The sequence below is a fragment of the Devosia limi DSM 17137 genome, assembly GCF_900128975.1.
Classification (GTDB): domain Bacteria; phylum Pseudomonadota; class Alphaproteobacteria; order Rhizobiales; family Devosiaceae; genus Devosia; species Devosia limi.
This window is the reverse complement of the sequence record NZ_FQVC01000009.1, coordinates 33,021-58,542: the sequence shown is the minus strand read 5'-3', so window position 1 is coordinate 58,542 and position 25,522 is coordinate 33,021. Positions and strand designations below refer to the sequence as shown.

The following is a 25,522-nucleotide window of genomic DNA, read 5'->3' as shown; positions in this document are numbered from 1 at the left end:
ATGATCCAAGTGCGCTGTGCTGCTTCGGTGTAGGGCTTTTTGGGGCGACATCAACGTGTCATAAGGCCTGCACGAACTTTAGGGTCAAGAGGTTTGCAGTAACATTGGAGTGGGTGCGACATCAGGCCCGCAACCGTAGTGACCGCCAGCTGAATTTTGGTGATTGCAGCGATCAACTACAGAAAACTTACGCCGATTAGGAACCCGCCGAGCACCGCCGGCGAGAATAGAGACGTGGGCGCTACCGTGGCGGACCGAGCTGCATAGGAATCAACTGCCCTAGTTGCCCCATGGTCGGGCATCGATTCCACATCGTGACCCTGCGCCGCCAGCAGCGACAAGCCCGCCGATCCGTAAACTCCGTCGGCTTGCGGATGCAGGGACGGGGGAGGGCCCGCTTCGCGCCTTGAGAACACTTGAATTTCCATTCTGCAGGCGAGGTTGGCATGATTGTCCCGCTCGCCTCAGGACGGTCTTTTCCGCCCCGCGACGAATTCGGGCTCGTCGTCGTGAACCGCGATGGACATCGTGTCGGCCAAATTTGATTCCAACTAGTATCACGACGGGCGAATAACTACGTGATGCCACTAAACACGTTGCAGAGCGGCAAAGGAACGGACCCATGAAGCCGACGACAATAGGATCTCTTCCGCGAGCCATGGTGAAAGAACAGCCCAAGGCGCCGCCGTTGCCTACGGTGCAGATGGATACTGGCGCGGTCGTTCTCAGGCCGGACCAACTGCCTGCCGCGCAGGACGCGCTGTCGGCGCTCGATTTCGTGGAGATGCCGTCGGGCGACGTCATCAAGATCGGTTTGGACGCCGAGCAGGCTTTGCAGCGGACGCTCGACGGGTTTCTGGCGCGGCTGGACAAGAAGACCGCGTCTTCCGTTTTCGCGCTATTTGGCCGACTTGAGCAGGGCGTGGAGGACGCCAAACTACCGGAGATTCTCGACAAGATCCAGAATGGCGAGAACCCCGGCATCTTGGGCTCGCTGATGGGTAAGCTACGTGGCAAACGCCCCGACGAGCTGGTATCGGATTTGATGGCTGAGATCGGTGACCTGATCTCGGGCAGGACTCGGACCCTCGCAGACGAGTTGACCAAGCTGGAAGGCGAACTGTCCGGGGAAATGCAACGGTTGTTCTCCGAGTTGCAGCAGCTCGATGTACTCAAGAAGAGCTACGCCACCCATTTCAGCGATTTCACAGTCGCCGCCGCCGTGTCCCGCGCCTTGCTGGAAGAGGCCCGAGGTTACGTCGCTGAGGAAGAAGGCAAACTCAACCCTGCCGATGTGGTGGCGCTAGGCAGGATAGCGGAATTGCGTGATAAACTGCGGCTGCTCGAAAGCCGGGCACTGGCGCTAGAGGGAACCTATACGCGCCTGCCGGCCGACCAGATGGTCATCCAGCAGATCGAGCAGGCCGGCGTAGCTACGCTGCAGGAGACCGCGACCACTGTTGCCTCCCGGTTCGCGTCGATCAAGATGACGCTGCTGTCGATCCATGGTGCCTTTGCCGTGAAAAGCGTCCAGCAGTTGGCCAGCCGCCAAGCCAAACTCGACAAGCAGCTAACTGATATTCGTGGTCGCGCGCTCAAGGATGTCGCCGTGACCGCGGCGCTGACGCCTGGTGACAACCGCCTTGCCCAGGCGCAGCAGATCGAGCAAATCATCGCCACGACCAACGAGATCCATGTCTTGGTCGACGCGGCCCGGAAAAGCACAGAGGAAAAATTCGAGCAAGCGCGACAGAAGTTCGCGGTCGCCCGGCAGGACCTCGCTGCTCTGGCATCGAGATAGAACGCAACAGGGCCTCCCATACGCTGCGCATCGAGTCCGTCAATCACTGAGGATATATCCATGCTGACACTTTCCCTCGAGAAACCTGGGGTGCAGGCTCCGAAGCTCAAGCTGTCCTTGAACAAGGGCGCGCAGTTCACCGCCCGGATCGAGTGGCAATGTAACGCCAATCACCGCGACGATGTCGATGTCCACGCGCTCGAGGCCCGCAATGACGGTAACGGCGCCAAGGTCACTGAACTGGCCAGTGTGCTCTCGACTTACAACACCAAGCTGATGAACCCAAGTGGTGGTGCCTTGCCCAGCGACCGCGACGGGTCTTTCCAGACGCCGAGTGGCGGTCTTTCCCATAGCGGCGACAAGCGCGTGCAGAACAACACCGAAACCATCGTGATTGACGGCTCAAAATTGCCCGTGGGAGTGAACGAAATCCCGATCCTCGTCACGGTCCATGAAGCCGAGCACGGGGCCGGTCATGAAGCGGGTGAGGAGGAGGAGGACGAAGCGGCATTCGGGGATATCGACGTCTGCACGATCACGCTTCTCGACGATACCGGCAAGGAACTGGGTGCTTACCGGCTCTCCGAGGAATTCAAGGAATTCAACGTGGTCCAGTTCGGCAGCCTGCTGCTCGGCGATAACGGATGGGAATACGCCGCGGTCGGAAGCGGGTTCAACGGGGATTTCAACGACGTCCTCACCCATTTTTCGTGAGGGCGAAGGTGCCCGTGGACAAACCCGATACGTCTCTGGAACCCGGTCCAGAGAACGCGGCCGCAAGGCTTCGGCCAACGGTGATCAAGCCACCCGCAAAGACGAAGACGTCCGATAGTGTCATGGAGCGATCCGAGGAGGCGGATCAGAGATCAACGGCTGCGCAAATGCCACCGATTGATCCCGCGACGCGGAAAATCCGACAGGAGAATGACCGGCATAAGTCCACACCAAGCACTCTGAAACCAACGGCTCTGCCGGGGATTGAACGGAAGCGAATAGAGGTCGGACCGGCCCACCTGAAGAAAATCGCCCCCCTTGCTAGCCCAGATGTCGTGAGGCGGGCTATTCGCATTCTGGAGACTTTTGTACTTGACGCCGCTACCGATCGTACGGCGGTACTGTGGGGGCATCAGCTTCAGCGGCAATACAGCGATCTCGTTTCGCGGACCTTAGAACTCTCGCACGACGACCTACTGGTCAAAGCCACAGGCTATATAAACAGGATGACTGCCATCCTGACTTCGATCGACATTCAGGCCGCCGCCGATGTCCCTGCAGGCGCCGGAGCGCTTCGCCAATACCTCAAGAGACTGAACAGCAGGATCGACACGCCGGATGAACTCGAGAGCGCCCGCGTTGAACTGGACCAGTTGGTCAGGCTCATGGGCTCGTCGCTCGAGCCGCTGCTTGCCCTGAAGGAAACCCTTGAGCGGCACTCAAGGCGGGTCGACGACATGGGGCTCGAGGTCGAGGCCGCTGCCCTGGCGGCGGAGTATCTATCCACGCGTTTTTCGGAGAGGCGGCAGGACCTCTCGCGGCGCTTCCTGGAGCGCAGCATGAGCCTGACTCAGACCGTGGCCCAAATTCGCGGCAGCTCCTCGCTGCGGGTAGTACAGATCGAACAGCCTCTGAGCCTGATCGCTGCCATCCAGAATGTCGCGTTGGTGACGGTGCCGGGTTGGCTCGGCGGTCTCGCGGCTATGACCACGGTCCTACGCGGTCGCCACAAGCCTACACCCACTGAAGCTGGTGAACTCGCCTACGAGCTTAGCAATATCGTACAACAACTCAAAGTATGAGGATCGAACCGATATGACCCTGCAACTCAACCTGCAAAAGTCCGCGGACAAGCTGCGCCTCTCGCTCGACAAGGCGGGCGTCGCAGCAGACATCAAGGCCGAGCTGATCTTCGACATGGATGTGTCGGGGTCATTCGAGCATGAGCACGAAGAGGGCACGACCAGCAAGCTCATCGCGCGACTGGTCCCCTACGGCATGGTGCTGGACCCGGACGGCAAGATGGACGTTTTCACCTTTAGCAATGACAGAGGGTCCGTCCATCACGTCGGAACGGTGACGCCGGAAGATTCCGATGATTACATTCTCCGGAAGGTGATCGACAAAGTGCCAGGCTGGAAAGGCGGGACCACCTATAGCTATGTGCTGGAGCGCAATCTCCGGCACTTCGGCTGGCTACCGGCGGAAGAGAACCTTGGGGGGCTGCTCAGCCGGTTCTTTGGCGTGCAAAGGGACGCCCCGGTTGCCGCTCAGAAACGTTCAGTAGTGGTCTTCGTGACAGATGGCGAAAATGACCCCGCCGACCACGCCAGAACGATCAGCGTGCTCGAGGCGTCGGAGCGGCGCGGCGACCAAGTCTATTTCCTGTTTATGGGTGCCTGCGAACACGACGTCGATTTCACGTTCCTCAGGACGATCGCGGCGCGGTTCAAGAACACAGGCGTCGTGATCGTCCGTGACCTCGACGGCTTTGTCGAGCTCTCCGATGAGGAACTGAATGCGCAATTGCTCCGCCCCGAATTGTTGGAATGGCTCAGGTCCTAGCTCTGCTGGCTAGGTCCACCTGCGGTCCGACATTCCAATGTGGTCCACGCCAATCAGGGTGGGAACCGCAGGGTTTCGAATCGACTATATTGAGCCGAACTGATCGACTCATTGCATGCAGCAAAGCGAAGGAAGAGACAGCGTCATTGCACGTGACACAGTGTCCGGGCAGGCACAATCCCCATGAATCTGATGGTTTCTCGGAGTGTTCCAAGCTCCGATAGCCTTGTTCCTCTAGCTGCTGGAGAACGCAATTTAGAGTGCCCGCCGGGGCTCAAACGGAAGTGATTGTGCAACAGCAAAACCGAGTCGGACCGCCAGGATACGCATCGATGTCGCAGTGCAGTGGGCGGCGGGACGGTCTATGGCTGTATAGAACCGAAGGAGTATCGATGACCGCACCATCTCTCAACCCGGCCGATTTGCGATCGCGTACGCGACGTTCAATAATTCTAGGCATCGTCCTAGCTGTGATAGTGGTTGGGTTTTACGTTTATTCCATCCTCGTGATGGGCTCTGCGGTTTTAATGAAAGACCTCTAGCGCAACACCCGGGATTCCAGGGACCCGCGTCGAAGCTGCGGTAATAAGCAACAAGTCATAAGACGACTTTGAAGCCAGAGACAGGGATTGTCTTCTCGCAAATTCCGAGGTGACTATGGAAGCCGCGCAGTGCTTCGAGGAGAAGCGGCGCCTAGCCAACTGACCGACGGCAAGGTGTGTCCGTCAGGATCCTGTGGCGTTCTGTCCGCCTGCCGGGGGACGTGTTTTGTAGTTTTTCGAAGTATGCGCCTTATAGGTGGTGATCATGCTGCGTGTCGGTTTCAAGCATTCGAGTTATTTTTTGGTGCATAACAAATGCCGCTCTGTCGCGGCCGCTGGGCACAAGGTCACTGCGACAATGTGGAATTTGAACGACTCTAACAGTCAGTTTCGTTTAGTGCTGGCCGCAATCGACTCCGATCTGGCCCAGGGTCGCCTAGGAGAGACCGAGGCGCAGGTCGCCAAGGCTGAGTTGGCACGTGAGATGTTGCGCCAGCAAGCAGAAGCCGAACGCCCCATTGCCGGTGCACCCCAATTCGGCAAGGGCCAGCTTCTCCTTTGTATCGGTATTGTGGCGGCGCTTGCCTTGGGCAGTTATGTATTTCTCGGCAGCCCGGCGATGCCGAGCCAGCCACTGACCGGACGTGCCGATGTGGCGACAGCCAACATCGACCTTGAGGATGCACTCGCCAAGATCGAAGCCCAATTAGCCAAGACTCCCGACGATTTGCGCGGCTGGGCGGTGATCGCTCCGGTTTACATGCAACGCCGTCGATATGAAGATGCCGAACAGGCCTTTCGCCAGATCATCAATTTGGCAGGCCCAACGGCCGATACACAAACCCGTCTCGCCGAAGCAATAATGCTGCAGATGGATGGCGATGCCAGCGGCGAGCCACTGGAACTGTTGCAAAGCGCCGCTTCGAGCGATCCGGATCATGTGCTGTCACGGCTCTATATTGCTGCAGAATTGACGCGCTTGCGGCGCTATGATGAGGCCGTATCCGCCTGGGAAGCGCTCCTTTCTATGGCCAAGGCCGATGAGCCATGGTTAGCTGCCGTACGCGAAGGGCTGTTGGTGGCGCAGAATAAGGGTGTCGCGCCCGAGAGCAGGGCGCGCAACCTCGCCGAAGCCGACCTGGTGCCTCAGATGGTCGAACGCCTTGCCGGGCGTCTTGAAGCCCGGGGCGGGACGATTGAGGAATGGACACAACTGGTGCGAGCCTATCTCGTGCTGGACGATACGATGCGAGCTCAAGTCGCCTATGATCGGGCGGTCGGCGCCTATCCGCGCGCCTTCGATCGCGGCGATCTCGACGGGATCGCTTTAGGAGCCGACCTCAAACTGAATGGACCAACCCCATGACCATGCGAGCGGCTACCGACGAACTCGGACCTGGCTGGGCGATAGAACTCGCCGGACTAGTGAAGGACGGCATTTGGGGGTGCGACGGTCAGGAATACCCATTCGGCGTTACCGATGGACCGTCCGACCGGGCTCCGAGTTATGCCGGCCTTTCGCCAAATTTGTTCCGCGAAAGGCGCAGTGGCATCGCCCGTAGCAGCATCCGGCGAGAAGGCGGGTTTACCGCCGACAATGTACTGTATAGGCGCGATAACAATTATGTCTGCAAGGACGTCGTCGATGCGACTAAGGTGGGCGGCAAATGGTGGCCTGAAACTGCGGGAGACATCTGATGTCGATCGAATTGGGGCATTTCGCGCTGACTCTCGCCTTCGCCATCGCCAGCGTTTCGGCGGTGGCTGGCTATGTGTACTGGCGAAGCGGGGAGCGCATAGCACTGTTCCTTAGACAAGGAGCCGTCGTACAGTTCGTCTTGGTAGCGGCGGCCTTCGTCGTGTTGGTCCAGGCTTTCATCAGTTCCGATTTTTCGCTGAAACTGGCGGTGGAGAACTCCCATTCCTTAAAACCCCTGATCTTCAAGATTTCGGGGGTCTGGGGCAATCACGAGGGCTCGATGCTCCTCTGGATTCTTATTCTGGTCGCCTTCGGAGCCATGGTCGCAGCGTTCGGGCGCAGGCTGCCCTCGGATCTGCTGGCGCTGGTGCTGGCAACACAGAGCCTGCTGACGGCAGCCTTCGCCGGCTTCACCCTGTTCACCTCCAATCCGTTTGCCCGGGTGTTTCCTGCGCCGCTGGAGGGCAACGACCTCAATCCGATCCTGCAGGACATCGGCCTCGCCATCCATCCGCCGCTGCTCTACGCCGGTTATGTCGGCTTCTCGATATGCTTTTCCTTTGCCGTCGCGGCGTTGATTTCCGGGCGGATCGACCAAGCCTGGGCACGCTGGGTGCGCCCATGGACCATGCTGAGTTGGACCTTCCTGACTTTGGGCGTCACGATGGGATCCTACTGGGCCTATTACGAGCTCGGCTGGGGCGGCTGGTGGTTCTGGGACCCGGTGGAAAACGCCAGCTTCATGCCTTGGCTGGCCGGAACCGCGCTACTGCACTCCGCGCTCGTCATGGAAAAGCGCAATGCGCTCAAAATCTGGACCATTTTCCTCTCGATCATCACCTTCAGTCTCTCGCTGCTGGGCACGTTCCTGGTCCGGTCCGGCATCCTGACCTCGGTGCATACCTTTGCCAGCGATCCGACGCGCGGCCTGGTTATTCTGGCGCTGCTGGGAGTGGTTATCGGCGGGGCATTCACGCTGTTTGCCATTCGCTCTTCGTCGCTGCGCAGCGGCGGCCTGTTTGCCCCGGTCAGTCGCGAAGGCGCGCTGATCCTCAACAATCTGTTCCTGGCTACTGGCACCGGCGCAGTTCTGGTAGGCACGCTCTATCCGCTGGTGCTCGACGCTCTGACCGGCACCACGATTTCGGTGGGTGCTCCGTTCTTCAACCTAACGTTCGGTGCGCTGATGGCGCCACTGCTGCTTGTGCTGCCGTTCGGGCCGCTGCTTGCCTGGAAACGAGCCGATGTGATCGCGGCAGCGCAACGGCTGATGGGGGCCGCAACCTTGGCAATCTTCCTTACCATCCTGATTGCGGCGCTGAACGGCGTTTCGATTTCACTAGCGCCGCTCGGTTTGCTCCTTGGCTTCTGGGTGGCGTTCGGCGCCGTGGCCGATTTGATCGATCGCAGTAAGCTCGGGCGTATTCCGCTGCGTGAAAGCTGGCGCCGTCTCGTCGGCCTACCGCGCTCGGCATGGTCGACGGCCATTGCCCATTTCGGCATCGGCATCACCGTGCTGGGCATCGTGGCGACCTCGACTTGGGAAGCAGAACTTGTGACAACGCTCAATCCAGGGGAAAGCGCTGAACTCTCCGGATATATCATCGCCTTCGATAGTTTCGGTCAGGTGCCAGGACCGAACTACGTGGCCGACGAAGGCCATTTCACCATCACGGCGCCGGGCGGCGACACCCGACAGCTTGTTGCCGAGCGGCGGACCTATGTAGCCAGCGGCATGCCGACCACCGAGGCGGCAATCGAAACCTATGGCTTCTCCCAGATCTATCTACAACTGGGCGAGCCGCTGGATACGACCCATGTCATCCGCGTTTGGCACAAGCCCTACATCACCCTGATCTGGCTGGGTGCTGTATTAATGGCAGCAGCGGGCGCATTCTCACTCACCGACAGACGCCAGCGTATCGGTGTGCCGCGCCGGGCGGTCAAGCAAATTCCGGAGCCGGCCGAATAAGCTGGCTGCGGAATGGCGAAGGACGTTGATCGGCCGATAGATGCCCTACAGTTGCCGCTGCGATCATTGCTGCGACGACCGTAGGTTGCTCGATCTCCGGTAAGACGCTACTCGCCAAAATTGCGACGCTACAGAGAGGATCGTCAGGCGGGCTTTGATGGTCTTCCACCAAGGTCACCCGCGCCAAGCTCGAGGAAATCGTCAGACTTGATGACTACGATGTCGAGGACTGATCTTAGAGGCGAACACAATCCTTGAGGCTAGTTTGCGCTGTCTGGAGAACGCTGAACGCGCGACAAGAACGATGATATCATCCCGGCCCAGTTGGAAAGCGCGTCACGCACCCGTGCCCGGCTGAAGCTCAACGTTTCGGTCACCTGCGCACCCTGCGCTTCGGCGAGACCGAACTGCCGACGCCCGACGCCAAAGTCGAATTAGCGGCCATTGCCTCGATCTGCGTAATCTGCAAACGCCTCCATCGGATCCGCCGCCCGCAACATTTTTTGCCGTGCCCAGTTGCATGAAAACCGTGGCGTCCCAGACGCCGAAGTGTATCCTTATCCTATTTCGTGCCTTGCCCTTCGAGGCGTGGTGATCGATGGGGCTCAGCCAACGTTGCAAGAACGCATTACGATACGCATGACCCCGGAGATGATCGCGAGCATCGACGCGTGGATCGCAACCCAATCCGGCTATGTAAGTCGTCAAGATGCCATTAGGCGATGCGTCGATTTGGCGCTTGGTGCCGAAGAGCAACAAAGTCAGCAGCACCCTGGCCGCGCCGAGTCCGACGGCGCCCCCCTCGTGGGCAAGCGCGCGCCACCTGGGTTGTAGCCGACGTCTTGCGCAGTTGGCTCGTGCCCAGTCCCCGTGGGAACTGATTCCGCCATGCTGGCAACAGCATCGATCCTTAAAAGCATAGACGGCAGGTCCTTCATGCCCCACCGAGGATCAATGCTCGTAAGCGCTGGCGTCGGTGATCAGCCCCAGCATTCCTTCGAGGCCCTCTTGTTCCAGATCCGCGAGGCCCGTCTCAGTTCCAGGCCTTTTGCCGGCGCCAAGTGCCGCCAATGCCGTTCGAGACGTGACGTGGCGATGTGGTTGGACGGGGTCTTGCACCTCAAGCTGCCGACCTTCCCGCGCGAGTACCAGAAGCTGGCTCGGCTATGCGCCACCAAGGGCGTCGATCATGTCGGATACCTCACCCGGCTTTCCGAAAGGGAGATGATCGAGCGAGACCGCCGCAAGGTCGAGCGCCGCATCAAGGCAGCAAGGTTGCCAGTCGTCCAAAGCCTCGACAGCTTTGACTTCGCCGCCATCCAGAAGTTCAACAAGATCAGGTGCTGGAATTGGCGTGTTGAGAGTGGATCGAACGCCGGGAGAACGTCATCGCGCTTGGCCCCAGCGGAACGGGCAAGACCCATGTGGCTCTCGGTTTCAGCCTGGCAGCATGCCAGAAGGGCATGTCCGTCGGCTTCACGACAACCGACGCGCTCGTTAGCGAGATGATGGGCGCGAGACGAGCGACGTCTGTTACGGTTCCAGAAACAGACGGTCGCCTCCCAGCTTCTCATCATCGATGAGTTGGGCTTCGTGCCGCTCTCCAAGACCGGCGCGGAATTGCTCTTCGAGCTGATCGCGCAACGCTACCAACGGGGTGCACCCTGATCACCAGCAAATCTTCCGTTTGACGAATGGACGGAAACGCTGGGATCCGAGCGCCTCACCGGCGCACTTCTCGACCACATCATCCACCACGTCAATATTCTCGAGATGAATGGCGACAGCTATCGTCTCGCGCACAGTCGCGCCCGAAAGGCCGGCTGAAACCCTCTCATAAATCGCCACGCACGCATAAGACCCCCGCTCGGGCCACGCCCACCCGACGGTCCCATGCGTGCGCCACAAGTGGCCTGGTTTTGCTCCGCCGTGTGGCCGGATTTTACTCAGCCGTTGACAGTGAATGCGTTTTTTTGCCAAACCGCCGGGCAACGAGGAGCACCACGGTCGGCCAAAGCATTGTGTTGCCGATGTCCCGGAGGGCGCCAGTGACATCGATGTCCAGCGCGCCGTGATGTATGCCGTCTAGCAGTTCGTTCGCTAATTGTGCGACGAGAACAACTAACCATGGAACGATGCTGGCGGGACCACGCCGGAATAACAGCATGGCCGCAACGTAGATGCCCAAGCCGATGTGGATATGCAGCGCATCCCTGCTGAGGAACAGCAACTCACTAAGTTCGGTTTTTATCTTGTTCAGCATGCCTGCCCTCCTACCGAATTTCTAACAGGCAACGCTTGCCGCAGACTTAAGTGGCAGCAGACTAGGGCGACAAAGTTAGATTTTCTCCCCGAGGCGGCCAAGCGTTCACCCGAGGCCCAATTAGGCGCACTCGGCAACAATAGTGCGTCCCTCAGCTTGCCGCAGCAAGTTGCTCGAGCAGTCGCCTCGAGTTCCCACTCCTGGATCGATGCGGCGGCACGGTTCCGATCCGGTTGCTGATCGGGAAGGTAGAGGCACGTCGTTGAAGGGCATGGGAAAGTGGTCTTCGGCGCTCTTGGTTTCAAGTTTTACCTTCGGCAACTGCACTGGCCTCTGTCGACCCCTCTGGCACCCAGTCCCTGTCGCGACGGATCCTGCCTGGGACGATAGAGCAGGCTCTTGCTGCGGTTCAACGCCGTAACTTCTCACGGACCACTGCGACCATCTGCATTACCTGGGCCAAGCGGCGCTCCAATGACAACTATTACCCGGCTCTGGCTACAGCATGATACGGATCATGGTCGTCCCCGGTCTCAGTTGCTGCGTTCCTCGATGCCGACAAAGTGAAATCGTGTCTTGCCTTGACGCACTCGACCCTTCCAGAGAGTTTGCCGCATGCACTTTAATTTATGGACAAAGCTTTCATGACCTGGCTGGCCGAAACCGCTATGCTGAGCCATGGTTGGCGCCGTTTCCTGCTGCTGGTCGTGGCCGGCGCCATCGCCGGTCTGTCCGTCCCCCCGCTTTTCATTGTCCCTGCCCTCTTCGTGAGCTTCCCTCTTTGGGTCTGGTGCCTGGATGGAGCGGAGCGCAGCCGCGGATGGCGGCGCCTGTTCGGCCCCGCCTTCACCATCGGCTTTGCCTTTGGCTGGGGCTATTTCACAGTCGCTTTCCATTGGATAGGCACGGCATTTCTAGTGAGTGGCGGGATCATGATCGCGCTCATGCCTTTTGCCATCCTCGCTTTGGCAGCGTTGATCGCCTTCTTCTGGGGCGTGGCCAGCGCCATGGCGCACCTGTTATGGAGCCATGGCCCCTGGCGCATCGTGACGCTCGCGACGTTTGTGACGATCGCCGAATGGGCGCGCGGCCATGTGCTGACGGGCTTCCCGTTCGATTTGCTGGGATATGCCCTGACCCCGACTGACGAGATGATGCAGATCACCTCGGTCATTGGTGTCTATGGGCTGACGCTGGTGGCAGCGCTGCTGGCCATGACCCCGGCATTGATCTGGCCTGCCGATGGGCGTGGCCTCAGCCGGCGCCTCCTGCCCTTCTTTATCGCTATGGCGGTTATTGCGGCGCAACTCGGCTATGGCCACAATCGCCTGGCTAGCACCGTTTCCACCGAACGCACGGACATTGCCATGCGATTGGTGCAGCCGCTGGTTTATGAGCATGCGGACTGGGGCAATGCCGATCCGGTAACGTTGATCGACCGGCTGCTGATGCTGTCCGAAATGCGGATGGACCCGGCCGATCAGGGGCTTGCCGACATCACCCACCTGGTGTGGCCCGAATCGAGCCTGCCGTTTTTCCTCTCGACCTATCCCGATGCGCTGGCGCGGATTGCCCGGCTTCTGCCGGAGACCACGACACTGCTGGCGGGGATTCCGCGGCAGCAGTACGAGCCTGGGCAGGTTCAACGCTCGGGCCCACCGTTCAATGCACTGATGGCGATCGACGCCAGCGGTGAGGTTATTGCGTCCTACGACAAATCCCACCTTGTGCCATTTGGTGAGTTCCTGCCGTTCAGCGAGTTCTTTTCCAAGCTGGGGATCAAGCAGTTCGTTCCGGGTGCCGAGGGTTGGGCCCATGGGGATGCGCGCCGCCGGCTGATGAGCCTGCCCAACACGCCGGCCTTCCTTGCGCTGATCTGCTACGAAATCCTGTTTTCTGGCGACATGGGGGACACGGCAGGTGCGCAGTTTATCCTCAACATCACCAATGATGCCTGGTTCGATGGGTCCATCGGGCCGGCCCAGCATGCCCATCACGCGCGGGTGCGGGCGGTCGAGGAAGGCCTGAGCCTGGTGCGTGCCGCTAACACGGGACTGACCTTTGCCACCGATCCGCTGGGTCGGGTGACTGCCGAGATCGCGCCGCTGCAGATGGCCGTGCTCGATGTGCGGCCTCATCAGCGGCTCGCTGCAACGGTGTTCTCGCAGGTGCGTCACTGGCCATTGCTGATCGCGCTGCTTGCGGGGTTGTTGATTTCGTTCGTCGTTTCACGCGACGCACGCCGCAGAACGGTTTGAGTACCGGAGAAACACGGCTCGTAAAAACGCACTTGTCCCCACCTCCAGACGCCGTTTGCCGCTGGATCATTGCAAAGTTGTAAAGACTGACCTGAGCCCCAGGTTCCCTCCGGTTTTGAGGAGAGTCCTTGGGTTGATGTTTGGCCCTATGCGGCCTGTTTTTTCAGTGCCAGTTGCGTGGCGAACTCGTTGGGCGTGAGATTGCCCAGCGAGGAGTGTGGCCGGTGCGTGTTGTAGTCCTCCTTCCATGCGCTGATCCGGTCGCGAGCCTCGGGTAGCGAGGAGAACAGCGTCTCGTTGAGGCATTCATCGCGGAAGCTGCCGTTGAAGCTCTCGATGAAGCCGTTCTGCATCGGCTTGCCGGGCCTGGGACCAGCGCAGGATCGCCATGCTGGTAAACTCGGTACCATTGTCGCTGACCACCGCGAGCGGTCGACCGCGTCTGGCGATGATGTCAAAAGTCTGGCCAACCTTCGAAGAAGTGGACCTCGCGAAACAGAACCTCCCGGCAACAGTCAAAGACGCAACCCACAGGCTCAGCACGCAGCGCATTTGGCTCGATAGTGGATTTTGGTAGCCCTTCAGGTCTCAAAGGTCACCTTGCCAACCATATCGAATTCATAGACGTCATCCCGGAAGCTGACGACACCCTGCCGATTGGCCCAAGCAGAGATGTAGGTGGTGTGGATTTCTACTGGGTTACGGACATCGACGTCCTTGCGCTCGCCGGTGGTGAACACGTTCGCGATCTCGCCGGAGCCCCAATCGCCGTTGTCGCGGAGCACCCAAGCCACGAAATCCTGCACCTGATCCACCCGTACGCAGCCAGATGAATAGAACCGCGCATTGTCGCCGAACAGGCCCTTCGTCGGCGTGTCGTGCAGGTAGACGGCATGTGGGTTGTGGAAGTTGATCTTGACGTTGCCCATGGAGTTGAGCGGCCCGGGATCCTGCCGAAAATTGTAGTTCACGGCCTCCTCGGTCTGCCAATTCACCTGACTAGGCTGCAGCTCCTGGCCGCCACCGTCGAAGATCCGTATCTTCTGCTCTGTGAGGTAGTTGGGGTTCTCGTTCATGTACTTGATGAGGTCGCGCCGGATGATCGACACCGGCACGTTCCAGAACGGATTGAAGTTGATCTGGTGAATACGGCTCTTGAGAATCGGGGTCTGACGGTCGATGCGCCCGACCACGGCAGTGTGCCGCCGCGCCACCATGCCGCCTTCCACCGTCTCGATGAACGCAGCAGGGATGTTGACCACCACGTATCGATCGGCCAGCGCCGGCGCCATCGTCTGCACTCGCACCAGATTCAGCTGCAGTTGACGTAACCGCGTCTCGGCGGGCACGTTCAGTGCGTACCAGGTGGCCTCGTCGACCTGACCGTTCACCTGAAGGCCATGGCGCGCCTGGAAACGGCGCAAGGCCGCATCGGTAGGGGCATCCATGGCATCATCCACGTTTTCGACCATGGGCATGTCCGCCGATGCGAGTAGACGCCGCTTGAGCTGGACGACGCCGTCACGTGCAACGCCCATGGTAACGCCATAGGTCTCCTGCGGCACCTGCTCCCAGCCACCCCGGGCGACGAACGGCTCATACTGGGCGATGGCCATCTGCAGGTTGTTGACCGTGTCGTACGACAGTATCGGCTCAACGGTATCAATGGCCTGGATCGCGGCGGCGCTGTTGGCCTCGCGCTCGGCGTCGCTGAGCGTGCGACTGCGGTTCATCATGTCCCAGATCGATGCGGCCTGTGCCCCGGAAATGAAGGGCATAGTCGCCGCGGCGCCGAGCGGCAGCAGTCGTATGAATTCTCTTCGCTTCATGTGCGTTCCAGTGCGTATTGTTTCGTCGCCATGCGGACGGAGGATACGCCGACATCCGCATGCGGGTAACCCAAGGCTCGAAGAAGAAAGGCCACGAACGGTCGGCCTTCGGAAGTGAACGACGGCAGACGTTCTCTCCTGGCGAGGTCAGGTCGCGCCGAGGACGGAACAGTCTCGAAGGCGGCGTCGGATCTGCAGCGACAGAGCGCGGATCGATGGGTCCGATCAAACCAGACGGGGTATCGAACCCGATCGCGACGGCGCTGGGTGCCAACGCGAAACAGCACGACGTCGAGTGCATCGGGTCGTTGCCCGTGCAGTCGAGGTCGGGTTCGGACATGTGCGCGAACTTCCCTTCGCTTTCGAATGGACAGGCGGACCCGCTCGCCTGGTGCCCGGCAAAGCACCAGGACGATCATCGCGATTACGAGGGGCAATACGAGCCCCACGCGGATCTTGGAAGTCAAAACAGCCATGCCCAGCACATCTGCCATCGTTGGAATAATGCTAGCCTACAGCTAAATCAGGCAATAATTTGTATCCCTTCCGGTGGAAAGCCTCCAACCGGATAGCCGGTGCTCTATGAAGCGCCGTGATGTTCCCCAGCACCGGTCTCGATAACGGTGGTCAGGTCACAGATCGTCTGTCATGGGCGCAGACCGGCCTTCCGCTATCAGCGGTCGTCACCTTCAGGAGCGCATCATTATCGACTCGAAAATACCCAGCGCCTTCGCAACCTTGAGGACGATCTGTTGCGCGCTGACTACGAAGACGAATGACATCCATCCGGAAGGGTTCCTTAAGGTTATCAAATGATGATCGCCGGCATGATCACACCGACGCGGATTCGCGATCCCCTGACCCTGCTCGTCGCCGTCGTGGCGATGGTGCTGGTGCTTCTCGCGCCGGGGCATGCGACAGGGTCGGCGCCTGGGCCGGTCCGGGAGGCAATGACAAACCATCGGCATACGAGTGGCATCGCCGCGATCGTTACCCACACCAACCACAAGGGGTCGGTCCACGATCATGCGCATGACACGTGCGCTACTCGCCCGGCCATGATCAACGGCCTCTCGCCGAGCGCCGCCTCCTGGACGCACCTCATCGTCTCCGGGGCGCCCTTTGCTTTGAGCCCGATCCCTGGCCAGCCTCCCAGGCCCTGACTGGTCGCCGAGCGCTGCACAGCGCTCTCCCCCCAGTCAATCCTCGACCGTTCACCGACGACGGGTCCCCAAGGGCTACTCCATCATGGAATACACCGACTCCACCCGGATGCGGGTGACGAGCGCCTGCTCGAACGCACGCCAGCAACACCGCGCCATCTCTGCCTTCGTCCCCAGCATTCGTCTACTAGCGCCATCCAACGGCATGTCGTCGATCCGACACTCTCTGAAGGCTGCAGCATGGAGGCCGGCATGCGACTGATCGTAGGAAGTATCCTCGTCCTCGTCAGCGTGTTCGGCGGCTACATGGCCATTGGCGGCAAAATCGACGTGTTGTGGCAGCCGTTCGAGTTCGTCATCATCCTGGGTGCGGCAGTCGGCGCCTTCGTCATCGGCAACACTGGTCCGATCATCAAGGGCACCCTGGGATCCTTCGGCACCATGCTCAAGGGACCGAAGTACAGCAAAGCCGATTTCGTCGAACTGCTCGGCATGCAGTACGCCATGTACAAACTTGTGCAGTCAAAGGGCATCCTGGCGCTCGAGCAGCACATCGAGAACCCGAGAGAGTCCAAGCTGTTCAACGCCTTCCCGTCTTTTGCGAACAACCACCATGCGGTGGAGTTCGTCTGCGACTACATGCGCATGGTCACGCTTGGCTCCAACAACGTGCACGAGATGGACGCGTTGATGGACGAAGAACTCGAGACGCATCACCAGGAGCAGGAGCGTCTGATAGGCGCCATCCAATCGCTGGCAGATGGCACCCCCGCCTTGGGCATCGTCGCGGCGGTGCTGGGCGTGATCAAGACGATGGGGTCGATCAGCGAACCGCCGGAGGTCCTGGGTCACATGATCGGCGGCGCGCTGGTCGGCACCTTCTTCGGCGTGTTCGTCGCCTACGGGTTTTTCGCTCCGATGGCCCAGTCGCTCAGGAACCTCTACGAGGTGGAGTCAAAATACTTCATTTCGCTCAAGGCCGGTCTGCTGGCCCACATCTCCGGCCAGCCGCCGGTCATGGCGGTGGAGTTCGCCCGCAAGGCACTCATGAGCGAGGTAAGGCCGACCTTCCTGGAAGTGGACGAAGCTACGCAGAACCTTCCGGCAACTGTCTGACCTCGAGAGGACCGGCCACCGCGACCGGTCCTCTCGCAGCTTCCTTGGCCGATATGGAGATGTCTGACCTGTGGCGTGAACCGCTGAGGGATGTTCGGGCTCGACAAGCTGTGCGTAGAGGATAGCTTCCACTACGACCAATACGACGGTGGCGAGCAAAACGTATGCGATTGCACGCCGCCGCCGGGTCATGAAACCCACCGGTAATGGCCTGACCACGGCAAAACCAACTACGCAGCATAGATCGTTCCCCTTCCTTACCCCTCAGTATCAACGACAGCTTCGCTGACGTGGACTATTATCTGCACCAGCACAGTCCTGATGTGATCGTCCGAAACTTCATAGGAAACGCGTTTCGCTTTTCGAATGCCGACCACGAGCCGGGCTGAACGGAGGAGCCTCAAATGCTGGCTGACCAGCGACTGCGACAGTCCTAGTTCCAAAGCGACGTCACCAACGGATCTTGGCGCATCCAGGCACCTCAGTACGATGCGCAGCCTGGTCGGATCGCCCAGCAACTTGAAAGTCGCGGCCAGGGCGGTGGCCTGCTCGAGATGCGCCGGAGCGAGCAACGAAACCGGGAGCCCGTCCGCGACACTCACGCCTTTGCCGCCGAAGTTTCTCTTGGCGATCTCGCCGAAAGAGGGGCGAGGCAACGACCTACGGGTAGTTCGAGCGACTTATGTAGAAGAAGCCCGAAAGCCGTAGCGCAGACAATCGTCGTTATCGCGACCGTTACATAGACGACACCATTTCCGGACGGGAGAACTGTATATGCCAGCCACGACAGCGCGCCCACGACATAGATGTGGAAGAGGTAAGTGGAATACGACGCATCTCCCACCCGCTCGAGCAGAGCGACCTTGGGAAGCGCGCGTTCCGACTGCACCCCGATGAAGACGACAGCGACCGCGAACGCCAAACAACCGATAAATGCGGTCCAGTCCTCTACCCGGGACGCCGGCCACGCCAACCCAAAGACCAGCCCCGCACCCCCCACCACACCCACCGCAATCATGAAGCCGGTCGAAGCGCGGTAGGACCCGTCAAGCGCCATCAAGCCCAGACCCATTCCGGCGCAGAACGCCAGGGGGATATAGCTGGTGTAGAACGCCGACAAGTCGGTCGTTGGCCCGGCGACGAACCCAAAGGTGGCGAGCCCGGCGAAAATTACCGTCAGGGTAACCACGCGCGAAGTCGATCCCAAAAACCACAGCAGGGCGAAGCAAAGATAGAAGTAGACCTCGTAGTTCAGCGTCCACCCAAGTTTGTAGATGGGATGGATGCCGCCGCTGGTTTCGTTGAAGAACGGGACGAACAGCAGAGAACGCCACAGCTGAGAAAAGTCGAACGTCATGGTCTTGAACAGGGACGGTGCCCAGAGGGCCAGTACGGCTGTGAGCAGGGTGACCGCCCAGTATAGGGGAATGACGCGAATTGCCCGGCGGCGGATGAAGAGCCCACCATCGAACCGGCCATTTCCGGTGACGGTCACCATGATGAAGCCGGAGATGACGAAGAACAGGATCACTCCGAGCCATCCCCACCGTCCGTAGAGCATCGGTTCGTCGGTAAGGGGATAGAGGAATGCGTGCGAGGCAACCACCAGGGTTGCCGCCACCCCCCTCAGGTATTGGATGGACCGATATCGGTCCATCATTCAGCGTCCATCTCCCGCTCGATGGACACGATCAAGTCTTCCAGCGATTTCCTGTCGAGCGGGCCGACACGCCTGGTGAGCACGACGCCGTCGCCACGCACCAGGAAGGTCTCCGGAACGCCGTAGACCCCCCATTCTATCGAGGCGCGCCCATTGGTGTCGGCGCCGATGGCGTCATAGGGATTGCCGAGCTCGTCGAGGAATGCACCGGCGTTTTCTTCCTCGTCCTTGAGGTTCAAGCCGAACAGACGAACCCCGGTCCGCTCTTTCAGTTCGACGAGTAATGGATGCTCGTCCCTGCAGGGAATGCACCAGCTTGCGAAGACGTTGACCACGCTGATCTGTCCGATCAGGTCGCTCCGCCCCAGGCCCGGCACTCCCGACCGTACAAGTGGTGGCAACGAAAATTCTGGCGCCGGCTTGTTGACCAGCACCGATGGCAGGTCGGTCGACGGGTTTCGGAGCGTGAAAGCGAAAACCCCGACCAGACCGAGCAATGCCAAGAGCGGCAGTCCAGCGAGCAGCATCCTGCGCGTCGGCTTGGGCGGTGACTCTTCGGGACTCAAGGGGAGATCGCCATATTGGCGGGCTCTTGGATCGGCACCAAGGTATCTGACCCCGGCGTGCTCGTTGAAGAACTATCGGGTGGGAGTTCTGGCGTCCTTGTGGCCTCGGGCGCCGTGACCCTGAGGAAGATCGGAATGAGTAAGACCCATGCCACGACGAACAGCATGAAGGCCCAAAGTGCGTAATGGAAGATCCGCAGGGGGAGCGGTGCCTTATAGGTCATGGGCGGCCTCCAAGGGCAAACTGCTGTATCCGGTCATGGCGATTGGTTCTCGCGGACGGGGATGCTTTTTCGAGAATTGAGAAGTGCGCCGCCGAACAGGAGGGCCACGCCGACCGTGATCCAGATATCGGCGAGATTGTTGGTGAAGAGCGGCGCGGCCGGGTTTCCGAACGACAGGAAGTCAGTCACCGCCCCGTTGAGGAGCCTGTCGATCAGGTTGGAGACAGCACCGGCCAGGATGCAGCCGATGGCGAGAGGTTCCCCGCTGGATGTCGACCGCGCGAACCAGACCGCGAGCGCCGCGGTCATGGCAGCGGTGACAAGGATCACTGCCCAGGGCGAGCCCGCCAACAGGCCGAAGGAGACGCCGAGATTGGCGATGAAGCGCAGGGAGATACCGGGGAACAGCGGTATCGGGTTCTCTAGACCCACCAGTACCTGAAGCGCCCAGAATTTCGCGCCGAGGTCGACAGCGATCAGGATGGGGACGAGGTACAGGGCGACCGTCGCCTTCCTCACGCCTTGGCCCCCATTCCCTTCCAGCCGAGCAAACGCATGGCGTTGGCAGTGACCAGCACTGTAGCGCCGGTATCGGCCAGGATGGCCGGCCATAGGCCGGTAACGCCGATGACTGTGGTGACCAGGAAGAACGCCTTCAGCCCCAGCGAGATCGTGATGTTTTGGGTGATATTGGCCATGGTCGCCCGCGAGAGCGCGATCATGTTCGCCACGTCGATGACGCGTCCGTGCAGGACCGCGGCATCCGCCGTCTCGAGCGCAACGTCGGTACCGCCGCCCATGGCAATGCCGATATCGGCTGCGGCCAACGCGGGCGCATCGTTGATGCCGTCGCCGACCTTCGCCACCACCTTGCCGCTGGCCTTGAGCTCGCCGACGATCCGCTGCTTGTCCTCGGGCAGCAGCTCGGCTTGCGGCTCGATGCCAAGGGCCTTGCCGATCGCGGCGGCAGTACGCTTGTTGTCTCCGGTCAGCATCACAATGTCCGCGCCCAGGGCCTTGAGCGCGTTGAGTCCTTCCACGGCATCGGGACGCGGCTCGTCACGCATGGCTATGATGCCGGCAATGGCGCCGTTGGCGAGAAGGACGGATACAGTCTTGCCCTGATCGTTGAGCGCGACGATCTTAGCATCGAGATCGGCACCAAGCGTGACCTTTTCGCCGACGGCGTTGGGCGAGCCGAGGAACAGGTCGATGCCGTTGACGGTGCCAACGACGCCCTTGCCGCCCACTGCGCCGCCCTTGGTCGACTGCGCCGGCTCGATACCGTCGGCCTTGGCCCGGGCCAGAATGGCGCTGGCCAAGGGATGGCTGGAACCCACTTCCAGCGCCGCCGCCAGTTCCATGGTTTCACGCTCGGTTTTGGACACGCCGATGACGTCAGTGACCTGGGGCTTGCCTAGGGTCAACGTTCCGGTCTTGTCGAGCGCGACCATGTTGATCTTGCCCAACTGCTCGAGCACGGCGCCGCCCTTCATCAGGAGTCCACGGCGCGCGCCGGCCGACAGCGCCGCGGCAATCGCCGCTGGGGTCGAGATAACCAGAGCGCAAGGGCAGCCAATCAGCAGTACGGCGAGGCCCTTGTAGATCCACTCGCTCCACACCTGTCCGAAAAACAGCGGCGGGATGATGGCTATGAGAGCCGACACCACCATTACGGATGGGGTGTAGTATTTGGAGAACTGATCGATGAAGCGCTCGGTTGGCGCCTTGGACTCCTGGGCTTCCTCGACTAGCGCGATGATGCGAGAAATCGTGTTGTCTGCCGCAGCGGCAGAAACGCGGACGCGAAGGGCGCCCTCCTGGTTAATGGTGCCGGCAAAGACCTGGTCGTCCACCGTCTTGGTCTTGGGCACGGACTCACCGGTCACCGGCGCCTCGTCGAGGGCGCTCTCACCAGAGACGATAACGCCGTCGGCCGGCACACGATCGCCAGGGCGTATCAGGATAACGTCGCCGATGACCAGGCTCTCGGCCGGGACCTCGGTGGTCTTGCCATCGATTTCGCGCAGAGCGAACTTGGGGACCAAGTCGGCAAGCGCACGGATGCTGGCCCTGGCACGGCCGGTGGCGACGCCTTCGAGCAATTCGCCCACGAGGAAGAACAGCACGACGATGGACGCTTCCTCGGCAGCGTTGATGAACACCGCGCCCATCGCGGCTACCGTCATCAGGGTCTCGATCGAGAATGGCGACCCGTTGATGGCGCCGACATAGGCCCGGCGGGCGATTGGCACCAGCCCGACCAGCATGGCGACGATGAAGGCCCACTGGGCGATATCTGGGAACATCCGTCCCGCGACAAAGGCCACGGCCACAGCCGCCGCGCTCATGATCGTCATGCGCGCCTTGGGCGTCTTCCACCACGGCCCTTCATCGAAACTGCTATCGTGCCCGTGCATGCCTTGAAGGGCGTCGGCAGGTTTGGCCGCCACGGTCGCAGCGGCAACGGCCTTAGCGGCCGCAGGCGACCTGATGCCGTGGTCGTGTCCGGCATGATCGTGTCCGGCATGATCGTGATCAGAATGATCGTGGCCTTCGTCATCGGCCGGATCGCTACCTGCAGGAACGGCGCCCTCAGCAGGCTTGGGCGGCATGGTCGCGGCCTTATAGCCAAGGCTGGTAACCTTCCTGGCAATCACGTCCGAATTGACGGTCGCCGCATGCTTGACGGTCATCGTGCCCCGCACGACCGAGACTGACACATCCTCGACCCCACCAATCCTCCGGACGGCAGTGTCAATCTTGGAAGCACAGCTGGCGCAATCCATGCCCTCCACACGGAATCGTGTAGTATCCAGTTCACCGTCCATGGCGCGAGCTCCTTGCAATCTTTGCGTAGAGCGTACAACCTCTAGCCACTATAGGAGCAAGGACAAAATGCATCACGGTATCGCTATCGGAAAGGTGTCCGACGCAGCGCGGGTCAAAATCCCCACCATCCGCTACTATGAGCAGATCGGTCTTTTGGCCCCGAACCGGACTGAGGGGAACCGGCGCACCTACGGGCAGGATGACGTTGAGCGGCTGACCTTCATCCGGCACTCGCGCGAGCTCGGCTTCAATATCGACGAAATTCGTACCCTGTTGTCATTGCAGGACGCCCCCCACCAGTCGTGCCACGAGGCCGACACGATCGCAAAGGCTCGCCTGGTCGAGGTCAAAAGAAAGATCGCCAGCCTGACCGCCCTGAAGGCCGAGCTTGAGCGGATGGTCGAGGGCTGCTCGCATGGTCGGGTGGAGACCTGCCAGGTCATCGAGATTCTCGCGGACCACGGCAAGTGCGTGTTCCACGACCACACCGTCGCCGCCTGATCCCGACCCTAGACGTTCTTTCCGGTCATGGCGACGATTTGTCCCGCCCCCGGTGCAACCGGCGTCAGTCCCGATCAGGCGCGCCATTCTGTACCAAATTCTCCGTTCCTCACGACCACGTGATGGGTTGATGGTCTTGCAAGCCTCAAAATTGCCCATCTAAACCTTTGTGGGATGTCGAACAGCGGTCGGGCATAGACAGAGGGGATAATGGCAGAGAGGGGTGAATCTCGGTTCGGGCGACGCCCGAGCCACCGCTACATGCATCTGCACGGCTTCGAGGACGAAGCGGCGCTAACGGTCCTGTCGGCTGAAGGGACCGAACCCGGCGGGCGAGAAGTCAGTATCGGCTGGCTGGCGGGCACGGTCCTGACCGGTGTGACCTCGGTCCTACTCATGGGCGCCGCCCTCTATGTATCGTTCGCCGGCATCGACAGCTTCTCCACCGCCTACAAGGCACTCGATCTCGCTCCGTCGAAAACTGTGTCGGCTGCTGTCGCGGAGGGTAAGACGGACCGCCTACGCCCGATCCTGACCACGAGATCAACGCGCGACGAGATCGAGGCTAGCGTGATGGAGGCGGTCGGCGAAAGCAACGTCATCCGCAACGCGAGGTTCGTTCGGGTGAACGCGACGCTCGCGACGTCGGAAACGATCCTGACCGACGATGTCGTTGCGTACCAACCCCAGGACTACCTGGACGCTGTAGAGAGCGAGATTGCTGCCACCTCCTTGGTCAGCCTCGATGTCATGGGCGAACCGGTCGATGCCGAGGTTGCCGTCAACACCTCGGCGCTGCCACTCGAGTTCGTACCAGCTCGATCAATCGACGACGCCGCCGCCGCATCCTTTGCTGCCATCGGAGTATCCGAGGTCAAGCAGGACTACACGATGGCTTATGCGTCCATGCCCGGCACGAGCTATGACATGGCGTCCCCGTCGCTGGGCGTGGCCGAGAACGTCACCGTCGTGCCCAAGAATGCCGTGGCCGGCGACGGTCTGCGGATCACGGAGCGGATCGTGAAGCTCGAGGAGACGACCTACCTCGCCGATGCCTTGCTGAAGCACGGTTTTACTGCGGCGGGCGCCCAGTCTGTCCTGGAGACTGTTCGCAACATTGTGCCCGTCACGACGTTGGCCGCCCGATCCCGCCTGCGCATCCTGCTCGGTCCGTCACGTTCCGGCCCGGGTCTCATCCCCTACCGGCTCAGCATCTATCGTCACGACGACATCACCAATTCCGATACCCACGTCGCGACGGTCGCTTTGACCGACGCGGGCCAGTACGTCCTCGGCTTGGCGCCGCCCGAAATTCCCTTCGCCGAGGACAGCACCGAACGCATCAGCGTGGCGAACCTGCCTACCATATATAAGTCGATCTGGGAGACAGGACGACGGAACGAACTCGATGACGCCACCATCTCCAGGATCATCGCCCTGGTGGCCTACGATGTCGATCTGACCAAAAAGGTCCAGCCTGGCGACTTCATCGAACTGCTGCAGGCGGCAGCCGTCGACGCCCTGCCCGCCCAATTGCTATATGTCAGCCTGACGCTCAGCAACGCGGAGCGGAGCTTTTACCGTTTCCGCACCGACGACGGCGCCATCGCCTACTTCGACGAGAGCGGCGAGAGCGGCAAGCGCTTCCTGCTGCGCCGTCCGCTCGAAGGCGGCGGTCGCCTGACGTCCGCGATGGGCTCCCGGATCGACCCATTCAATGGCGGCAACGCCAACCACGAGGGCACCGATTTTGCAGCGCCGCGGGGCACACCGATATTCGCCGCGGCGGATGGCACCGTCGAGATGGCCCAATGGTACTCAGGCTATGGGCGCTATGTCCGGCTCTCCCACGCGAACGGTTACCGGACTGCCTATGCCCACATGAACCAGATCGCGGACGGCATTGCGCCCGGCGACCCTGTCCGGCAGGGACAGGTCATCGGCTATGTCGGCTCCACTGGCCGTTCTACCGGCAACCACCTGCATTTCGAGTTGGAGATCAACGGACGCGTCGCCGATCCTCTGGAGGTGAAGCTGCCGAGGGCGCGCACCCTCCCTCCCCAGTACGAGCGCGATCTCGAGCAAACCATAGAACAGGTGCGGGGCATTATGGGTACCTCGCCAAGCCGCCAGGCCTCTGCGGCGTGAACCAGTGGCGCTACCGGACGTCAGGGAGTTCATAGGAGACGCGGATTAACCAATCCCAACGCCAGCGAAGATTTTGAACGCGAAAGCAACGTCCTATTACCCCCCAGGGTCGGAAATGGCATTCATGAATTATCGTCGTTTCGGACTGCTGTTACGGCCGGTTGCGCTGATAGCGCTGCTTCTTACCATGACACTACTTCTGGGCCTGCCCGGATATCACGCAGCCCCTTGCCCTGCTCCGAACGGCTTTCAGGCGGTCCAGTCCGTAGATGGCCACGGCCGCATCCGGGGAGCGGTACATGGCCACAGCTTGTGTCCGAACGAGCAACTACGGAGCGAAAAGTCGCTCACAGCAACCGGCTGCGGCACGGAATACGTCCGGCAGGCCT

General features: G+C 60.7%; 21 protein-coding genes and 2 pseudogenes. 14 read left to right on the top strand and 9 right to left on the bottom strand.

The features are described from left to right. The first annotated feature begins 622 nt into the window (after positions 1–622). The 9 genes and pseudogenes from BUA69_RS14570 to BUA69_RS21600 form a co-directional block, all read left to right on the top strand. Entirely contained in the window at positions 623–1,801 is a 1,179-nt protein-coding gene (locus tag BUA69_RS14570; RefSeq protein WP_046135129.1) for a hypothetical protein, read from the top strand. A gap of 60 nt (positions 1,802–1,861) precedes the next feature. Then, entirely contained in the window at positions 1,862–2,515 is a 654-nt protein-coding gene (locus BUA69_RS14565; protein WP_046135130.1) for a TerD family protein, read from the top strand. Between the two features lie 14 nt (positions 2,516–2,529). Further along, the gene (locus tag BUA69_RS14560; RefSeq protein ID WP_244468734.1) at positions 2,530–3,597 is read left to right on the top strand and encodes a hypothetical protein; all 1,068 of its coding nucleotides are present in this window, start codon (positions 2,530–2,532) and stop codon (positions 3,595–3,597) included. Between the two features lie 13 nt (positions 3,598–3,610). Further along, positions 3,611–4,360 carry a VWA domain-containing protein gene (locus BUA69_RS14555; protein ID WP_046135132.1) on the top strand — a complete coding sequence of 250 codons (750 nt, stop codon included), beginning with the start codon at positions 3,611–3,613 and terminating at the stop codon, positions 4,358–4,360. An 807-nt stretch (positions 4,361–5,167) separates the two neighbouring features. After that, positions 5,168–6,268: a c-type cytochrome biogenesis protein CcmI gene (ccmI, locus tag BUA69_RS14550; protein WP_143154530.1), complete on the top strand. Its 1,101-nt coding sequence runs from the start codon at positions 5,168–5,170 to the stop codon at positions 6,266–6,268. Continuing rightward, positions 6,265–6,600 (top strand): cytochrome c maturation protein CcmE domain-containing protein, encoded by a 336-nt coding sequence (locus tag BUA69_RS14545; protein WP_052950522.1) that lies wholly within the window; start codon positions 6,265–6,267, stop codon positions 6,598–6,600. Before ccmI ends, BUA69_RS14545 begins: the two co-directional genes overlap by 4 nt. Beyond that, entirely contained in the window at positions 6,600–8,573 is a 1,974-nt protein-coding gene (locus tag BUA69_RS14540; protein WP_046135134.1) for a heme lyase CcmF/NrfE family subunit, read from the top strand. Before BUA69_RS14545 ends, BUA69_RS14540 begins: the two co-directional genes overlap by 1 nt. A gap of 888 nt (positions 8,574–9,461) precedes the next feature. Next, complete coding sequence (locus BUA69_RS21605; RefSeq protein WP_483188920.1) at positions 9,462–10,082, top strand: ATP-binding protein; 621 nt, start codon at positions 9,462–9,464, stop codon at positions 10,080–10,082. After that, a pseudogene (locus BUA69_RS21600) lies at positions 9,995–10,400 on the top strand (ATP-binding protein); the annotation flags it as partial. The gene BUA69_RS21605 and the pseudogene BUA69_RS21600, both read left to right, overlap by 88 nt. A 115-nt stretch (positions 10,401–10,515) precedes the next feature. Here the strand turns inward: BUA69_RS21600 and BUA69_RS14525 are convergent. After that, positions 10,516–10,836 (bottom strand): hypothetical protein, encoded by a 321-nt coding sequence (locus BUA69_RS14525; RefSeq protein ID WP_046135136.1) that lies wholly within the window; start codon positions 10,834–10,836, stop codon positions 10,516–10,518. A 629-nt stretch (positions 10,837–11,465) separates the two neighbouring features. Here BUA69_RS14525 and lnt point away from each other — a divergent pair. Further along, complete coding sequence (gene lnt, locus BUA69_RS14520; protein WP_046135137.1) at positions 11,466–13,094, top strand: apolipoprotein N-acyltransferase; 1,629 nt, start codon at positions 11,466–11,468, stop codon at positions 13,092–13,094. A gap of 146 nt (positions 13,095–13,240) precedes the next feature. Here lnt and BUA69_RS21170 read toward each other — a convergent pair. Both BUA69_RS21170 and BUA69_RS14510 read right to left on the bottom strand, forming a co-directional pair. Further along, positions 13,241–13,547 (bottom strand): annotated as a pseudogene (locus tag BUA69_RS21170) (integrase core domain-containing protein); the annotation flags it as partial. 128 nt (positions 13,548–13,675) lie between these two features. Continuing rightward, a complete protein-coding gene (locus tag BUA69_RS14510; protein WP_046135139.1) occupies positions 13,676–14,923 on the bottom strand; it encodes a L,D-transpeptidase family protein in 1,248 nt (415 codons plus the stop codon). Positions 14,924–15,735: 812 nt separating this feature from the next. Here BUA69_RS14510 and BUA69_RS14505 point away from each other — a divergent pair. Next, the gene (locus BUA69_RS14505; RefSeq protein ID WP_046135140.1) at positions 15,736–16,086 is read left to right on the top strand and encodes a hypothetical protein; all 351 of its coding nucleotides are present in this window, start codon (positions 15,736–15,738) and stop codon (positions 16,084–16,086) included. A 252-nt stretch (positions 16,087–16,338) separates the two neighbouring features. Further along, on the top strand, positions 16,339–17,202 hold the full coding sequence (gene motA / locus BUA69_RS14500) for a flagellar motor stator protein MotA (protein WP_046135195.1): 864 nt from the start codon (positions 16,339–16,341) through the stop codon (positions 17,200–17,202). Between the two features lie 257 nt (positions 17,203–17,459). Here the strand turns inward: motA and BUA69_RS14495 are convergent, their stop codons facing one another. From BUA69_RS14495 to BUA69_RS14470, 6 genes are read right to left on the bottom strand one after another with little or no spacing between them, the layout of a single operon-like run. Further along, positions 17,460–17,804: an ArsR/SmtB family transcription factor gene (locus BUA69_RS14495; protein ID WP_244468735.1), complete on the bottom strand. Its 345-nt coding sequence runs from the start codon at positions 17,802–17,804 to the stop codon at positions 17,460–17,462. Next, positions 17,801–18,862: an acyltransferase family protein gene (locus BUA69_RS14490; RefSeq protein ID WP_052950523.1), complete on the bottom strand. Its 1,062-nt coding sequence runs from the start codon at positions 18,860–18,862 to the stop codon at positions 17,801–17,803. Before BUA69_RS14490 ends, BUA69_RS14495 begins: the two co-directional genes overlap by 4 nt. Continuing rightward, positions 18,859–19,428 (bottom strand): DsbE family thiol:disulfide interchange protein, encoded by a 570-nt coding sequence (locus tag BUA69_RS14485; RefSeq protein WP_244468736.1) that lies wholly within the window; start codon positions 19,426–19,428, stop codon positions 18,859–18,861. Before BUA69_RS14485 ends, BUA69_RS14490 begins: the two co-directional genes overlap by 4 nt. Beyond that, positions 19,425–19,652, bottom strand: coding sequence for a hypothetical protein (locus BUA69_RS14480; RefSeq protein WP_046135142.1), 228 nt, complete (start codon positions 19,650–19,652; stop codon positions 19,425–19,427). Before BUA69_RS14480 ends, BUA69_RS14485 begins: the two co-directional genes overlap by 4 nt. A gap of 33 nt (positions 19,653–19,685) precedes the next feature. Next, positions 19,686–20,171, bottom strand: a complete 486-nt coding sequence (lspA, locus tag BUA69_RS14475) for a signal peptidase II (protein WP_046135143.1) — start codon at positions 20,169–20,171, stop codon at positions 19,686–19,688. Then, on the bottom strand, positions 20,168–22,483 hold the full coding sequence (locus BUA69_RS14470) for a heavy metal translocating P-type ATPase (protein ID WP_046135144.1): 2,316 nt from the start codon (positions 22,481–22,483) through the stop codon (positions 20,168–20,170). Before BUA69_RS14470 ends, lspA begins: the two co-directional genes overlap by 4 nt. A 67-nt stretch (positions 22,484–22,550) precedes the next feature. Here BUA69_RS14470 and BUA69_RS14465 point away from each other — a divergent pair, with 67 nt between their 5' ends. Both BUA69_RS14465 and BUA69_RS14460 read left to right on the top strand, forming a co-directional pair. Next, the gene (locus BUA69_RS14465; RefSeq protein ID WP_046135145.1) at positions 22,551–22,985 is read left to right on the top strand and encodes a MerR family transcriptional regulator; all 435 of its coding nucleotides are present in this window, start codon (positions 22,551–22,553) and stop codon (positions 22,983–22,985) included. 261 nt (positions 22,986–23,246) lie between these two features. Next, complete coding sequence (locus tag BUA69_RS14460; RefSeq protein WP_046135146.1) at positions 23,247–25,133, top strand: M23 family metallopeptidase; 1,887 nt, start codon at positions 23,247–23,249, stop codon at positions 25,131–25,133. The last annotated feature ends 389 nt before the right edge of the window (positions 25,134–25,522 follow it).

Bases quoted from the DNA above. Each gene is read 5' to 3' on its own strand.
- BUA69_RS14570 (WP_046135129.1), top strand. From the start codon at position 623: ATGAAGCCGACGACAATAGGATCTCTTCCGCGAGCCATGGTGAAAGAA.
- BUA69_RS14565 (WP_046135130.1), top strand. From the start codon at position 1,862: ATGCTGACACTTTCCCTCGAGAAACCTGGGGTGCAGGCTCCGAAGCTC.
- BUA69_RS14555 (WP_046135132.1), top strand. From the start codon at position 3,611: ATGACCCTGCAACTCAACCTGCAAAAGTCCGCGGACAAGCTGCGCCTC.
- ccmI (WP_143154530.1), top strand. From the start codon at position 5,168: ATGCTGCGTGTCGGTTTCAAGCATTCGAGTTATTTTTTGGTGCATAAC.
- BUA69_RS14545 (WP_052950522.1), top strand. From the start codon at position 6,265: ATGACCATGCGAGCGGCTACCGACGAACTCGGACCTGGCTGGGCGATA.
- BUA69_RS14540 (WP_046135134.1), top strand. From the start codon at position 6,600: ATGTCGATCGAATTGGGGCATTTCGCGCTGACTCTCGCCTTCGCCATC.
- BUA69_RS21605 (WP_483188920.1), top strand. From the start codon at position 9,462: ATGCTGGCAACAGCATCGATCCTTAAAAGCATAGACGGCAGGTCCTTC.
- BUA69_RS14525 (WP_046135136.1), bottom strand. From the start codon at position 10,836: ATGCTGAACAAGATAAAAACCGAACTTAGTGAGTTGCTGTTCCTCAGC.
- lnt (WP_046135137.1), top strand. From the start codon at position 11,466: ATGGACAAAGCTTTCATGACCTGGCTGGCCGAAACCGCTATGCTGAGC.
- BUA69_RS14510 (WP_046135139.1), bottom strand. From the start codon at position 14,923: ATGAAGCGAAGAGAATTCATACGACTGCTGCCGCTCGGCGCCGCGGCG.
- BUA69_RS14505 (WP_046135140.1), top strand. From the start codon at position 15,736: ATGATGATCGCCGGCATGATCACACCGACGCGGATTCGCGATCCCCTG.
- motA (WP_046135195.1), top strand. From the start codon at position 16,339: ATGCGACTGATCGTAGGAAGTATCCTCGTCCTCGTCAGCGTGTTCGGC.
- BUA69_RS14490 (WP_052950523.1), bottom strand. From the start codon at position 18,862: ATGATGGACCGATATCGGTCCATCCAATACCTGAGGGGGGTGGCGGCA.
- BUA69_RS14480 (WP_046135142.1), bottom strand. From the start codon at position 19,652: ATGACCTATAAGGCACCGCTCCCCCTGCGGATCTTCCATTACGCACTT.
- BUA69_RS14470 (WP_046135144.1), bottom strand. From the start codon at position 22,483: ATGGACGGTGAACTGGATACTACACGATTCCGTGTGGAGGGCATGGAT.
- BUA69_RS14465 (WP_046135145.1), top strand. From the start codon at position 22,551: ATGCATCACGGTATCGCTATCGGAAAGGTGTCCGACGCAGCGCGGGTC.
- BUA69_RS14460 (WP_046135146.1), top strand. From the start codon at position 23,247: ATGCATCTGCACGGCTTCGAGGACGAAGCGGCGCTAACGGTCCTGTCG.